The organism is Enterococcus sp. DIV0294, assembly GCF_050558155.1.
GTDB lineage: Bacteria > Bacillota > Bacilli > Lactobacillales > Enterococcaceae > Enterococcus > Enterococcus faecalis.
The window spans coordinates 558,935-573,075 of the sequence record NZ_CP187889.1; the positions used below are offsets into that span (position 1 = coordinate 558,935).

At 36.2% G+C, this 14,141-nt stretch carries 11 protein-coding genes, 1 tRNA gene and 1 pseudogene; 10 read left to right on the forward strand and 3 right to left on the reverse strand.

All coding sequences use genetic code 11. The features are described 5' to 3' along the window. Positions 1–519 carry a DsbA family protein gene (locus tag IGJ20_RS02770; protein WP_002361283.1) on the forward strand — a complete coding sequence of 173 codons (519 nt, stop codon included), beginning with the start codon at positions 1–3 and terminating at the stop codon, positions 517–519. A 44-nt stretch (positions 520–563) separates the two neighbouring features. Here IGJ20_RS02770 and clpP read toward each other — a convergent pair whose 3' ends face one another. After that, positions 564–1,157: an ATP-dependent Clp endopeptidase proteolytic subunit ClpP gene (clpP, locus tag IGJ20_RS02775; protein ID WP_002355633.1), complete on the reverse strand. Its 594-nt coding sequence runs from the start codon at positions 1,155–1,157 to the stop codon at positions 564–566. A gap of 195 nt (positions 1,158–1,352) precedes the next feature. Here clpP and IGJ20_RS02780 point away from each other — a divergent pair, with 195 nt between their 5' ends. Next, the gene (locus IGJ20_RS02780; protein ID WP_002355635.1) at positions 1,353–1,871 is read left to right on the forward strand and encodes a hypothetical protein; all 519 of its coding nucleotides are present in this window, start codon (positions 1,353–1,355) and stop codon (positions 1,869–1,871) included. A gap of 20 nt (positions 1,872–1,891) precedes the next feature. Here IGJ20_RS02780 and IGJ20_RS02785 read toward each other — a convergent pair whose 3' ends face one another. Continuing rightward, entirely contained in the window at positions 1,892–2,296 is a 405-nt protein-coding gene (locus tag IGJ20_RS02785; RefSeq protein ID WP_002383026.1) for a DUF1622 domain-containing protein, read from the reverse strand. A gap of 464 nt (positions 2,297–2,760) precedes the next feature. On the opposite strand from IGJ20_RS02785, the gene IGJ20_RS02790 reads away from it, so the two are divergent. From IGJ20_RS02790 to IGJ20_RS02815, 6 genes and pseudogenes are all read left to right on the forward strand, one after another. Further along, complete coding sequence (locus tag IGJ20_RS02790; protein ID WP_202522343.1) at positions 2,761–6,111, forward strand: isopeptide-forming domain-containing fimbrial protein; 3,351 nt, start codon at positions 2,761–2,763, stop codon at positions 6,109–6,111. 24 nt (positions 6,112–6,135) lie between these two features. Continuing rightward, positions 6,136–6,518: pseudogene (locus tag IGJ20_RS02795) on the forward strand (bacteriocin). A gap of 173 nt (positions 6,519–6,691) precedes the next feature. Beyond that, a complete protein-coding gene (locus IGJ20_RS02800) occupies positions 6,692–7,201 on the forward strand; it encodes an SA1002 family membrane protein (protein ID WP_002358746.1) in 510 nt (169 codons plus the stop codon). A gap of 29 nt (positions 7,202–7,230) precedes the next feature. Beyond that, positions 7,231–9,018, forward strand: coding sequence for a glycerophosphoryl diester phosphodiesterase membrane domain-containing protein (locus IGJ20_RS02805; RefSeq protein WP_202522344.1), 1,788 nt, complete (start codon positions 7,231–7,233; stop codon positions 9,016–9,018). Between the two features lie 25 nt (positions 9,019–9,043). Then, on the forward strand, positions 9,044–9,451 hold the full coding sequence (locus IGJ20_RS02810; RefSeq protein WP_002358748.1) for an NUDIX hydrolase: 408 nt from the start codon (positions 9,044–9,046) through the stop codon (positions 9,449–9,451). 233 nt (positions 9,452–9,684) lie between these two features. Beyond that, positions 9,685–9,885 (forward strand): cold-shock protein, encoded by a 201-nt coding sequence (locus IGJ20_RS02815; RefSeq protein WP_002355647.1) that lies wholly within the window; start codon positions 9,685–9,687, stop codon positions 9,883–9,885. 655 nt (positions 9,886–10,540) lie between these two features. Here IGJ20_RS02815 and IGJ20_RS02820 read toward each other — a convergent pair. After that, positions 10,541–10,612 (reverse strand) — tRNA-Arg (locus IGJ20_RS02820). 58 nt (positions 10,613–10,670) lie between these two features. Here IGJ20_RS02820 and rpoN point away from each other — a divergent pair. Both rpoN and IGJ20_RS02830 read left to right on the forward strand, forming a co-directional pair. After that, positions 10,671–12,002 carry an RNA polymerase factor sigma-54 gene (gene rpoN / locus IGJ20_RS02825; protein WP_002361288.1) on the forward strand — a complete coding sequence of 444 codons (1,332 nt, stop codon included), beginning with the start codon at positions 10,671–10,673 and terminating at the stop codon, positions 12,000–12,002. 200 nt (positions 12,003–12,202) lie between these two features. Next, positions 12,203–14,080 (forward strand): acyltransferase family protein, encoded by a 1,878-nt coding sequence (locus IGJ20_RS02830; protein ID WP_002373449.1) that lies wholly within the window; start codon positions 12,203–12,205, stop codon positions 14,078–14,080. Positions 14,081–14,141: the final 61 nt, after the last annotated feature.

The window sequence follows — 14,141 nt, forward strand, 5'->3', positions numbered from 1 at the left end:
ATGGATATTTCAGTAATTGATGCAACAAAAGTTAACACAGAAACAGGGCTTCACATTGGTGAGAGCAATGCCCCTGTCAAAATGATAGAATTTATCAATGTTCGCTGTCCTTATTGCAGAAAATGGTTTGAAGAGTCTGAGGAACTGTTAGCACAATCTGTCAAAAGTGGTAAAGTTGAACGTATCATTAAGTTGTTTGATAAAGAAAAAGAAAGTTTACAACGCGGCAATGTGATGCATCACTACATTGACTATTCAGCGCCTGAACAAGCGCTGTCAGCATTGCATAAAATGTTTGCTACGCAAGATGAATGGGGAAACTTAACCTTAGAAGAAGTAGCGACGTATGCTGAAAAAAATCTGGGCTTAAAAGAACAAAAAGATGCAACGCTTGTTTCCGCAGTGATTGCTGAAGCCAATGCGGCGCACATTCAATTTGTACCAACGATCATCATTGGTGAGCATATCTTTGACGAAAGTGTCACTGAAGAAGAATTACGTGGATACATTGAAAAATAAAAAAAATGGAAACAGCGACTGTTGCTGTTTCCATTTTTTTATTTTTAATTTAAGGCGCTACTATTTTCCATTACTTCATCGATTAAACCATATTCTTTTGCTTGTTCGGCAGTCATATAGTTATCACGATCGGTATCACGTTCAATCACTTCAATTGGTTGGCCAGTTCGTTCAGCTAAAATTGAATTTAAACGTTGACGAGTGTCTAAAATGTGACGAGCAGCAATTTCAATTTCTGTTGCTTGCCCTTGAGCGCCACCAAGTGGTTGGTGAATCATGATTTCCGCATTTGGTAAAGCGAAACGTTTGCCTTTTTGACCAGCTGTTAATAAGAAGCTACCCATTGAAGCCGCCATTCCTAATACGATAGTTTGGACATCCGCTTTAACGAAATTCATGGTATCGAAAATCGCTAAGCCTGCAGAAACGCTACCACCAGGAGAGTTAATGTACAAGTAAATGTCTTTTTCTGAATCTTGGGCATCTAAGAATAATAACTGTGCAATCACTGAGTTTGCCACGTTATCATCGATAGGGCCGCTTAGCATAATGATGCGGTCTTTTAATAAACGAGAGTAAATGTCATAAGCACGTTCACCGCGAGATGATTGTTCAATAACTGTTGGAATTAAATTCATAAGTAAATCCTCCTATATAAAGAAACTTTTAAAGTCATTCTATCACAAAGCACTTTGAATGCCTATGAAAAGTATACCTCTTTGGTCAATAAAGGTCAACGAAGTCGCTTGAAAAATTTTGTGTCATTTTTTATCCGAAACTTTTGGATTATGTTATACTAAAATGGAAAATTAGAAAAGAGCGAGGGGAAAAATATGTTTGTTTTTATCGCCGGAATGGTCGGTGTAATCGTCGGTGCGCTAATAGTCACAGCAAGTGCCGCCTTACATTCATCTTACAAAGAGCGAAAAGAAGTACGTTATCGTGAACTAGAACATTTGGTTAAAGAAATTGAATCATTGAATTTATTAAATAAAAAAGTCAAAGAAATTTTACAAAAGCGTGAATTATATATAGACAGATCAATTGAATACTTATCGATGGATGATTGTTTCATCAGCATCGATGATTTTATTTATTTGGAATCATTTTCTGCTCAAAATAATTTTTACTTACCGACGTACTTAATTGAAGAATTTTTCAAAAAAATTGCGCATCGTAAAGTCATTTTGACGGCCAGCGAAGTTGCTGAAATGGGTGGTCACACCTATAAAGGCGGTCGTGTTATTTTGGAAAATTTTTCAGACGAGATTTTAGCAATTATTGAAGATAAAAAACGTAAAATGCAGCGTTTGTCTAACGAACCACTTCATTATTTTAAAGCGATTAAATAAAAAAAGAACCAGCGTACCCGCTAATTTTTTGGGGTATCTGGTTCTTTTTCTTGTTGTTCCATATCGGTCATAGTGTCTTCAATTTCTTTATGTAAGAAATAAGAAATAACTGTACGGATGATTACCAAGGTTGCCAATTTCAAAATATCTTGAAAAGTTGGTTTGACAATGGATTCAATAATATCAGCAGCAATTAAAATTTCTAAACTTAACAGAATGTAGCTACCAAGGAAGTTTTTGATGAACGTATTCATTTTGGTTAAGGTAAAGCGGCTTTGATTTTGTCGTTCACTTTTAATGAAATCTTTTCCTGCTAAACAAACACCCCAAACTAAAACAATAATCGAAAAAACATTCAGTCCTAAAATACATAGCTCAAAAAGTGGGGTTAAAAGCGTCATTAACTGATGGGGCCACTCATTCATCGTATTCACTCCTACCAAAAAGCCTTTTCTTTAACTATAACGAAACGGCTGACTAACGTCAAATATTGTTGAAATAAACGGGCTAAACTATTCAGCTTATAGAACAAAACTAAGAAAATTATGAATAGCATCTAACAATTAAGTAAAAGAACTGTAAAGGTTCTTTTACTTTTTTTGTGTAAAAAAAGAGTCTTAAAAGGAATCAAGTAGCAAAAAGTAAGTGAAAACCAACTTTGTCAGTGGATAGTCTTTTCATTAATTTTTAAAAGACAAATTTTACGTTTTCAAGAGCCGAATACTGCCAAGTTTTAGCCTTTAAAGGTGATAGAATCAGAAATTGAGTAAGAGATGTGTCACAAAAGCAAGGAGACACATCGACTTGATGAAAGATTTAAGGAGCTGTAGTTGAAGTAAAGAGAAGCAAGTGTCCCAAACACTGGCGAAAGAAAATAGGGAGGATTAAAATGTTTAAGAAAGCAACGAAATTATTATCGACAATGGTGATTGTCGCTGGAACAGTTGTGGGAAATTTCAGTCCCACATTGGCTTTAGCCGAAGGAGTGGTTAAAGCAGGAGATACAGAAGGAATGACCAATACGGTGAAAGTGAAAGACGACAGTCTAGCTGATTGTAAACGGATATTGGAAGGACAAGCTGCTTTCCCAGTTCAAGCGGGTGAAACGGAACCGGTTGATTTAGTGGTGGTTGAAGATGCCAGTGGTAGTTTTTCAGATAATTTTCCACATGTAAGACAAGCGATTGATGAAGTGGTTCAAGGTTTATCTGATCAAGACCGCGTGATGCTGGCTTCGTATCGTGGCGGAAAACAATTTATGTTTCCTGATGGAAAGACAAAAATTAATTCAGCTGATTATGATATGAATGTGCGCGTCAATACGCAATTGACTTATGATAAAAGCCAATTTGTCTCTGGTTTTGGAGACGTTCGGACGTATGATGGTACGCCAACCGCCCCAGGATTGAAACTCGCTTTAGATACGTACAATCAAACACACGGAGATTTAACGAATCGAAAAACGTATTTCCTATTAGTGACAGATGGGGTTGCTAATACACGTTTAGATGGTTACTTGCATAAAACCAATACCAATGATTCAATCAATGAATATCCAGATCCAAGACATCCTCTTCAAGTCTCAGTGGAATATAGTAATGACTACCAAGGTGCAGCAGCAGAAGTTTTAGCGTTAAACCAAGAAATTACTAACCAAGGCTATGAAATGATTAATGCGTATTGGGAAAGTGTTGAATCTTTAAGTTCAGTGAATTCATACTTTGATAAATATAAAACAGAAGTGGGTCCTTTTGTAAAACAAGAGTTGCAACAAGGATCTAGCACACCAGAAGATTTTATTACAAGCCAATCTATTGATGATTTTACAACCCAATTAAAACAAATTGTCAAAGATCGTCTGGCGCAATCGACACCAGCAACAGCTTCATTAACAATTGCTGATCAATTTGACATTCAATCGGCGACCGCTACGGACGATGCTGGAAATGATGTGCCTGTTCAAATTAACGGACAAACCATTTCAGCAACTAGTACAGAAGGTTACGTAGGAAACATCACGATTCACTACGAAGTCAAAGAAAATACAGCGATTGATGCAGCAATCCTTGTAAGTAGTGGGACAATGAATCAAGGGACAATTGCTAAGGAATTTCCAGAAGCGACGATTCCTAAAAATGACAATGCGCATGCGTGTGACGTGACGCCAGAAGATCCAACGATTACAAAAGATATCGAAAATCAAGAGCACTTAGATTTAACCAATCGTGAAGATAGTTTCGATTGGCATGTCAAAACAGCCTTTGGTAACGAAACAAGTACTTGGCAACAAGCCAGTTTAGTAGATGATATTAACCAATTATTAGATATCCAAAAAGTCGTTGTCACAGATGAAAATGGTAAAGATGTTACAGCCAATGGCACAGTAACACAAGAAAATAACAAAGTAACTTTTGAAATGAACAAACAAGCAGACAGCTATGACTATTTAAGTGGTCATACGTACACAATGACCATTACTACTAAAATCAAAGACGGCGCAACCGATGAAGAATTAGCACCTTATATTGAACAAGGTGGCATTCCCAACAAAGCCGACTTGAACTTTGGCAACGAAGGTGACGTGTTACATTCCAACAAGCCAACCGTAACACCGCCTGCACCAACGCCAGAAGATCCAACGATTACAAAAGATATCGAAGGCCAAGAACATTTAGACTTAACTAACCGTGACCAAGAATTTAAATGGAACGTCAAAACAGCCTTTGGCAACGAAACAAGCACGTGGACCCAAGCTAGCATGGTGGATGACATTAATAAAGTGCTAGATATCACTGATGTAAAAGTCACAGATGAAAATGGTAAAGATGTTACAGCTAATGGCAAAGTAACACAAGAAAATAACAAAGTAACTTTTGAAATGAACAAACAAGCAGACAGCTATGACTATTTGAGTGGTCACACATACACAATGACCATCACCACTAAAATTAAAGCTGACGTAACGGACGAAGAATTAGCGCCTTATATCCAACAAGGCGGCATTCCCAACCAAGCCGACTTAAACTTTGGCAATGAAGGAGACGTGTTACACTCCAACAAACCAACCGTAACACCGCCGCCAGTTGATCCAACGATTACAAAAGATATCGAAGGCCAAGAACATTTAGACTTAACTAATCGTGACCAAGCATTCAAATGGAACGTCAAAGCAGCTTTTGGTAACGAAACAAGCACATGGACCCAAGCCAGCATGGTGGATGACATTAATAAAGTGTTAGACATTGCAGACGTGAAAGTTACTGATGAAAATGGCAAAGATGTTACAGATAATGGCATAGTAACACAAGAAAATAACAAAGTAACTTTTACTATGAACAAAAAAGATGACAGCTACTCTTACTTAGCTGGTCATACATACACAATGACTATTACCACTAAAATTAAAACTGACGCAACGGACGAAGAATTAGCGCCTTATATTGAACAAGGTGGGATTCCCAACCAAGCCGACTTAAACTTTGGCAATGAAGGTGACGTGTTGCATTCCAACAAACCAACAGTGACACCGCCTGCACCAACGCCAGAAGATCCAACGATTACAAAAGATATCGAAGGTCAAGATCACTTAGATTTAACCAACCGTGACCAAGAATTTAAATGGAATGTCAAAACAGCCTTTGGCAACGAAACAAGCACGTGGACCCAAGCTAGCATGGTGGATGACATTAATAAAGTGCTAGATATCACTGATGTAAAAATCACAGATGAAAATGGCAAAGATGTTACAGCTAACGGCACAGTAACACAAGAAAATAACAAAGTAACTTTTGAAATGAACAAACAAGCAGACAGCTACTCATACTTAGCTGGACATACGTACACAATGACTATTACCACTAAAATTAAAGACGGCGCAACCGATGAAGAATTAGCGCCTTATATTGAACAAGGTGGGATTCCCAACCAAGCCGACTTAAACTTTGGCAATGAAGGTGACGTGTTGCATTCCAACAAACCAACAGTGACACCGCCTGCACCAACGCCAGAAGATCCAAAAAAACCTGAACCTAAACAACCGCTAAAACCGAAGAAACCGTTGATGCCTACAAATCATCAAGCGCCAACGAACCCAGTCAATTTTGGAAAATCAGCAAGTAAAGGAATTCATTTACCAATGACTAATACAACAGTAAATCCACTTTACATGATCGCAGGTTTAATTGTCCTTATAGTGGCTATTAGCTTTGGCATAACAAAAAATAAAAAAAGAAAAAATTAGACAAACTAAAAAGGAAGAAAAAACATGAATAAAAAAATTTCGTTCAGTCTGTTAATTTTGTTACTTAGTTTGTTGGTAGGTTTTACATTTATTCCGCATAAAAAGGAATTAAGTTTCAATGAGTATCAAGAAAAAAACACTCTGGCGAAACATTTTATGTTGTTTTAAAAAAGAAAAACTGTTCAGATTGTCAGGATTTCGAGAAACTATTGCAAGCACCTAAACAGGTTTACTATGTAGAATTAACCAACAAAGAGACCATGAAGGAATGGTCAACATTTATCCTAGAAAATAAAGTTTTACATGTGCCATCTATGTTTAAAATAGATAACGGCCATCTCAAGAAAATTGATGGAGAAGGAGATGCGAATCAATTATTCGCAAACTATCAAAAAATAACGAAGTAAAAAGAATAAAAAGACAAGCCAAGTTTCCTAAATAAAGGAAACTTGGCTTGTCTTTTTTCTAGTAATAGTCGTTTATTAAATAACATGTGAAATGTTTTGCAAATACATTTTAGTTTGATAAAATAAACACGAACATATGAATTTGTTTTCATTTGTTTTGGGAGGAGGAACGAATGATTGAATTGATTTTACTTTTGTCGGTGATTCTTTTAGGTTTATTGATTGGAAATAAAAGAGTTGATAAGTGGCTTTTTCTTAAGGCATTACTTTTGTTTTCTGTTATGCTAAGTGTGAGCATCTTAATTTCGGTAGCTATGTATTTATTATTAACAATAGGCGTTGCAAACGTAATAGGGCAGCGGTTAGAGTCGTTATTTCTTTTAGGGATAGTCGTTATCATCAGTACGAGTCTTTTGTTATATTTTTTATTGAATTTAACGACGAAAAAAATTGTTTTACCCATCGCTTTAATGAAAATAATTGAATATTATATTCAATGGGTATTGATTTATGTTACTATTTATCAAGTGATTTTTGATCAGTTTATTGTTTCTTCAGAAGTAAAAAATACGTTACAAGGAACTATTGATGAGCCAGTCGCAATCATTATTGTTATTTTGCCATCATTTATTTCAATTTGGATTGCCGTTGTTTTATTTAGGATTCGTATGGAAGAACTTTAATCAGATACTTTTAGAATGGAGGAGTTTGTATGTCTGCTTGGCAAACATTTAAAAATGGAACAAGGCAATTTTTTAAAGACATCTTGCAGTACTTATGGTTATTTTTTACTTTAAATGTCTTATTATTATTGGTGGGTGGGGCTTTTAGTTGGGCTACTTCCAACGCACTAAAAACTCAAGGTATTCCTTATCTTTCGTTTAATAACCTGAATTTACTGTTAGAAAAGCCGCTTGCTCTGGTTTTATTAATTCTCTTGTTGTTACTTTTTTTAGGTGCAGTTTTTTATCAGTTTACCTTTTTATTATTAGGGATTTTTCAAATACGGCAAGACCATCGTTTTCATTTTAAAGGAGTTACCAAGGCATCTTTTAAAGTTCTTAAAAAGCAAGGTGCCCGTTCGTGGTTATTCTTTTTCGGTTATTTTGTTGTCATTGTCCCTTTTGGTAACCTGATTTTCCAAAGTAATCTATTGACGAAATTTGTGATTCCAGATTTTATTGTTGAATTTTTGTCCCAACGAATTCCTTACTTGGTTGGGTTACTGGCCTTTGGGTTATTAGTCTGGTATTTAGCTATTCGTTTCATTTACACGCTTCCATTAATGATTCTGGAGAGAAAAAAAGCGGGCGAGGCAGTTAAGGCTAGTTGGTCAATGACAAACAAACGATTATGGTTCATTATTTGTAATATTGCATTTGTGACGATCGCGGTATTTGTTTCAACGTATGTTATTTATGTGTTACTTTATCTTCTACAGTTGAAGTTAGATACCTTGAGCGATACCATTAGCTTGCTAGGTGGGATTTTAAATTTAACGGTTGTCCAATTTTTACAGTTTGTCTCTAATGCTTGGCTTTCAGTATTACTGATTAATTTCTTATATACACAATTAAATGTTCAAGCAGAAACGACGAAAAAAGTTGCCTTTGACAAAGAAACGAAACGTAATAAATTAGTGACTATCGGAATGGGCCTAGGACTATTCACCATTTTTGGCGGCTATATAATTTTCAATGCTGTTTATTTAACAGGGCTATTAGAATCAAAACCTTTGATTATTTCGCATCGAGGGGTCACCAATAGTAATGGCGTACAAAATACTATTCCTGCTATGGAAAGAACCATTAAATTTAAACCAGATTATATTGAAATTGATGTTCAAGAAACCAAAGACCATCAATTTATTGTGATGCATGATGCCAACCTTCAAGAACTCGCCGGCGTTGATGGCACGCCGCAAGAGTTTACGTTGGCTGAATTAACAAAAATGACCGTTAAAGAAAATGGCCAAGAAGCACCAATTGCCAGCTTTGATGACTATTTAGCGAAAGCAAACCAAGCCAAACAAAAATTACTAGTAGAAATTAAAACGTCTAAACAAGATAGTCAAGGTGCGCTTTCTAACTTTATTGAAAAATATGAACGTCCTTTGATAAAGAATAACCATCAGGTTCAATCTCTCGACTACAATGTGATCAAAGCGTTTAAAAAAGCCAAATCAAAAGTAAAAGTTAGTTTTATTTTGCCCTATAATTTCACTTTTCCAGAAACACAAGCTGATTTGTATACAATGGAAGCTACCACGTTGAACGATACCTTCATTTTAAAAGCTGACCAACAGAAAAAAGCAGTTTATGCTTGGACAGTTAATGACTCAGAGGTATTAAGTAAAATGCTCTTTATGGACGTTGCTGGAGTGATTACCGATGATTTGGAGTTAGTCAATGAAGAAGTCAATGACTTTGAAAAAAATCCGTCGTATGCGGATCGTATTTTGCATTATATTTTTATGCTACCAAGTGTGGCTTCTCAATAAAAAATGAAGAAGAGGGTTAAACGAAATGAAAAAAGAATTTTCGCGAGTACTTCTTAAAAATCAATATGATGAAATTCTTATCTTAAAAGATCGGCCAGACACATGGAATTTCCCTGGCGGAAAACAAGAACTTGGTGAATCAGCGCTGGAATGTGCGATTCGTGAAATGAAAGAAGAATTAGCAGTGGAAATTACTGAACTTGAAGAAATTTTTACTGGACCACTCGTTTTTGATTCAATCGTTTGGCAAGGACATTTTTATTTTGCCAAACAAGCCCAAGGAAAAGTTACGCTGAACGAACCAAATAAAATTAAAGGCGTACAATTTATTAAGCGGTTTGAGGAAGTAAATTTTTCACCAGGATTAGCTCCGCTATTTGATTATTTGGCGCGTAGCGATTATTTAAAGTTAAACAAAACTAACTGGAAATAGAAAGAATAGGAATGTTTTTTGCTAGGACTTTGTCAAGCGCATCTTTGATTAGTTTAGAAAGCCCAAGGAAAAGTCGTGGGCATTGTTTATTCTTAATAAATATGTTATAGTAATTAAGTAATCAATTTTGATAAGTAATTTGAGTTATATATTTAAAAACTATACTTCTCCTTTTGCCACTCAACATTTTTTGCAATAACTTGCATATTTTTATGCACTAGGAGGAAATATATATGAACAACGGTACAGTAAAATGGTTTAACGCAGACAAAGGTTTTGGATTTATTACAGGTGAAGATGGCAATGATGTATTTGCACATTTTTCAGCTATTCAATCAGATGGATTTAAAACTTTAGACGAAGGCCAAGCAGTAACTTTTGATACTGAAGAAGGTCCACGCGGCTTACAAGCAACGAACATCGTAAAAGCTTAATAATGAATGAAAACGGACCACGTGTTGGTCCGTTTTTTTGATAGTTGTTGTCTGATCTCGCCATTAATTACATAGCAAAACAAAGCAGAGGCCATTTAAAGGAGGAGAATCTGAAGACGACCTTAACTGAGCTGTTACTTGTAAGTGGATTATTTTGGCTAGTAATCATAATTGGTGTGATTGCTGGTAGTATATTTCTAATTAAGTATTTTAGAGGTCGGAGCTGAACGGTTCTGTTCCCGCCAATTATCAGGTTTTAAGCCTGGGACAAAAATCCAAAGTGATTTTTGCCCCAGGTTCTTTATTTAATTAGGGTATCAAGTTTTAGGTAAAATAATTAACAAATTAAAAGCAATTTACTATATAATCAGAAAGGGATCTTTAAGAGAGAAGCAGGTGTTTGCTTGTCGTAATACTTTGTTTAGCAGATAGAAAAAGGAAACGTTATGCGTTACAATAGGAACGGAGGAATTTTAACCTTATTGGATTTGTAGCTGAAGCAGAACAAATGTTGTCGCGTTAAGTGCGATTGAGCTTGCCACAAGCAACATTTAAAAAAACTACGGATAGAAAAATCATTCCTAAACAAGAAAAAACACTCTTTAGATGAATAAAGAGTGTCCAGAAACGTTGATAAATCAACATATTTAAATAACGCGCCCTGAGGGAATCGAACCCCCGTCTCAAGAACCGGAATCTTACGTGATATCCACTACACTAAGGGCGCGGCACGAATACTAGTTTAGCTGATATTGACAAAAATTACAAGAGGGAGGACGAAAATAATGAAATTTGAGCAACGAATGTCCCAACAACAAAAACAAGTCCAGAAGTTGGCCATGACTCAACAGCTTCAACAATCCATTCAAATTTTACAATTTAATACGGAAGAACTGGCTGCCTTTGTTGAAGCGAAAGCACTAGAGAATCCATTGATTGATTTACAAGTAGACACGCAGTACACCACAGATTTTCCGATAACTAGTCGTTCTTACACCAATCAAGACGAAGAAAATAATTATATGAATCAAATTCCAGACTATCATTTATCATTATTTGAGTCTTTAATTGATCAAATTCATTTGAATTACCGCGATACATACTTGCGAACATTGGTATTGTTTTTAGTAGAATATATAGACGTGAATGGTTATTTAACGATTTCATTAGAAGAAGCGGCAGAGAAAACCGAAGCAAGCGCCATTCAAATGCTAGATGCATTAACTTTGTTACAACAGCTAGATCCAGCAGGTGTGGGGGCACGCAATTTACAAGAATGTTTGATGCTACAAACAGAACGAGACGATACCGCGCCTAATTTAGCGTATATTTTATTGGAGGAAGAGTTTGATGCCTTAGTGAGTCGTAAATGGGGCCCGTTAGCTAAAAAATTCGGGATTGAATTAGCAGAAATTCAATTGATTTTTGATTATATACAAACGTTATCGCCAGCGCCAGGGAATATTTTTGATGCGACCGAGGAATTGTATATTCGACCAGATTTAACTGTCCGAATCAAGGAAGATCGAATAGTGGTGATTTCCAACAAAGCTGGTCGACCGACATTAAATTTTCAAGAAAATTATTTCAAACGAATGCAAGAGACTGACGACAAAGAAGTCCAAGAATATATTAAGGATAAGAAAAACGAATTTGAATGGTTAGAGCGCGCAGTGAATCAGCGGGGGGATACAATTTTACGTGTAGGGCAAGAAATTGTGCGCCGTCAAGAAGCCTTCTTTTTAGAAGCAGATCGGCCATTAAAACCAATGACTTTAAAAGAAATTGCGGATGCTTTGTCTATTCATGAATCGACAGTTAGTCGTGCGGTTAATGGAAAATATCTAGAAACCACGTTTGGCGTCTTTGAATTGCGCTCATTCTTCTCAACAAGTATTCTTTCATCAGAAGAAGATGGCGAGGATGTCTCAACAACGATGGTTAAAAAGCAACTACAAAAATTAATTGATCAAGAAGTAAAAAGTAAACCGTTATCTGATCAAAAATTAGTCGAGCGATTAAAAGATTCAGGCATGGAAATATCCCGGCGAACGGTGGCAAAATATCGTGAAGCCCTAGGGATTCCATCTTCATCTAAACGAAAACGATATGAGTAAACAACCAAAGCTTATGAGTGATTTTCATAAGCTTTGGTTGTTTTTTTGTGATTTAAAAAATGTTGGTTTTTTGAATTGTAAAAAAAGCCTAAAGGAGGCAAAGTTTGCTTGCCATTTCCTAGGAAAAAACGTATATTAAAGTTACTTGCTTCTTTAAATAAAGGAAAAGAATAATTTTATAGAAAAGTTGGAAAGCACAAATGAATCAGACAGCAAATAGCAAGAAAAAACGCTATATTACAGGTTTTGATGGCATTCGGACGATCGCTGTAATTGGCGTGATTTTGTATCACCTTTTTCCCCAAGTCATGCGAGGTGGCTACTTAGGTGTTCCGATTTTCTTTGTTGTTTCAGGTTATCTTATTAACGACTTGTTGCGGCAAGAATGGGCAGAAAATCAGACCATTGATTTAAAAGGATTTTATGTGCGAAGGATGAAACGGCTGTATCCAGCATTAATTGTGATGCTTTTAAGTGCAGTTAGTTATATTACACTCTTTCAGCAGGATTTATTAAACAATATTCGCAGCGTTGTCGCTAGTAGTGTTTTTTATTACAACAACTGGTGGCAAATTTTTAAAGGGTTTTCTTATTTTGATGGATTTGCGACACAATCGCCATTTGTACATATTTGGTCATTGGCAGTTGAAGCGCAAAATTATTTAATTTGGCCATTACTTTTTATTCTTCTGGAACGCTTTGTTCGTAAGCGCGGTCGAATTTTCAGTTTAGTTTTAATCGGCGCCTTAATTTCGGTGACGCTGATGGCCGTTTTATATGTTCCTGGCGCAGATCCTACACGTGTCTATTATGGAACAGACACACGTGTTTTTTCTATTTTACTAGGTAGTGCATTGGCGTATGTTTGGCCAAGCACACGTTTGAAAGAAGAAATTCCAGAAGCCTCTAAAAAAATCTTAAATGGTGCTGGTTTAAGTGCCTTAGTTCTTTTAGTATTAGCCTTTTTAACATTATCAGATCATACAAATTTTGTTTATTACGGCGGCATGTTTTTAATTAGTTTGGCAGCCACCGTTTTAGTGGCCGTCACTGCACATCCAGGGGCAGATATGAATCGTTGGTTAACGAATCCAGTCTTTACGTGGATAGGTAAACGGAGTTATGGCATTTACTTGTATCAATTCCCCATCATGATTTTTTATGAGGCCAAAATTAAGACCTTATCGGACCATGTTTTTCTACATTCATTGGTTGAAATAGCATTAATTTTAGTCGTGAGCGAATTGTCTTATCGTTTTATCGAACATCCACTGACACGATTGTCTTATAAGGATGTCTGGACTCAATTCACTGAGTTCTTACGGAAACCGTGGGACCTTCGTGAAAAAGGGACAATGGCCTTTATGACAGTGATTAGCGTGATTGCAGTATTCGGTTTAATTGTGGCTCCAGCAAACGCTAAAAGTGCGCAACAAGAGCAACTAGAAAAAAATATTGCGAAAAATCAGCAAAAAATTGAAGAACGTAAAAAAGAAGTCCAAGAAAGTGGCACGAAAAATAGTAGCACGTCCACAGAAAGTAGTACAAAACCGAGTGAAAGCCAAGACGTTCTACCCACACAACTTACACCAGAGCAAGTAAAAAAAGCGCAGAATTTAGAAATCACAACTATTGGTGATTCTGTTATTCTAGATGGTGCTAGCGGGTTACAAGATATTTTCCCTAAAATGATTATCGATGGGGAAGTGGGCCGTCAATTGTATAGTAGCATTTCACTAATTGGTGAACTAGACAAAAAGAAAATGCTCAAAGATACTGTTTTAGTGAGTTTAGGTACAAATGGTCCTTTTACAGAGGCACAATTTGATGAATTTATGAAAGCGTTAGGTAATCGAAAAGTTTATTGGATTAATGTTCGCGTTCCGACTAGAAGATGGCAAAATCAAGTGAATAGTTTACTTAGTCAAATGGACAAAAAATACGATAACTTAACGGTCATTGACTGGTTTAATTATAGTAACGCCCATGATGATTGGTTTTATGATGACCGAGTTCATCCAAATGTGGCAGGTGGCGAGCAATACACACACTTTATCGCGGAGAAAATTTTACAGTAGCAAGAAACTTCTAGCTCAGATGAAAGGGGCTGGAAGTTTTTTGTTATAGGAAAAGCAAATA

What these genes read in the sequence shown, in the direction of transcription:
- rpoN (WP_002361288.1), top strand. Translation starts at nt 10,671, where the DNA reads ATGAAATTTGAGCAACGAATGTCCCAACAACAAAAACAAGTCCAGAAG.
- IGJ20_RS02800 (WP_002358746.1), top strand. Translation starts at nt 6,692, where the DNA reads ATGATTGAATTGATTTTACTTTTGTCGGTGATTCTTTTAGGTTTATTG.
- IGJ20_RS02770 (WP_002361283.1), top strand. Translation starts at nt 1, where the DNA reads ATGGATATTTCAGTAATTGATGCAACAAAAGTTAACACAGAAACAGGG.
- IGJ20_RS02790 (WP_202522343.1), top strand. Translation starts at nt 2,761, where the DNA reads ATGTTTAAGAAAGCAACGAAATTATTATCGACAATGGTGATTGTCGCT.
- clpP (WP_002355633.1), bottom strand. Translation starts at nt 1,157, where the DNA reads ATGAATTTAATTCCAACAGTTATTGAACAATCATCTCGCGGTGAACGT.
- IGJ20_RS02785 (WP_002383026.1), bottom strand. Translation starts at nt 2,296, where the DNA reads ATGAATGAGTGGCCCCATCAGTTAATGACGCTTTTAACCCCACTTTTT.
- IGJ20_RS02830 (WP_002373449.1), top strand. Translation starts at nt 12,203, where the DNA reads ATGAATCAGACAGCAAATAGCAAGAAAAAACGCTATATTACAGGTTTT.
- IGJ20_RS02810 (WP_002358748.1), top strand. Translation starts at nt 9,044, where the DNA reads ATGAAAAAAGAATTTTCGCGAGTACTTCTTAAAAATCAATATGATGAA.
- IGJ20_RS02805 (WP_202522344.1), top strand. Translation starts at nt 7,231, where the DNA reads ATGTCTGCTTGGCAAACATTTAAAAATGGAACAAGGCAATTTTTTAAA.
- IGJ20_RS02815 (WP_002355647.1), top strand. Translation starts at nt 9,685, where the DNA reads ATGAACAACGGTACAGTAAAATGGTTTAACGCAGACAAAGGTTTTGGA.
- IGJ20_RS02780 (WP_002355635.1), top strand. Translation starts at nt 1,353, where the DNA reads ATGTTTGTTTTTATCGCCGGAATGGTCGGTGTAATCGTCGGTGCGCTA.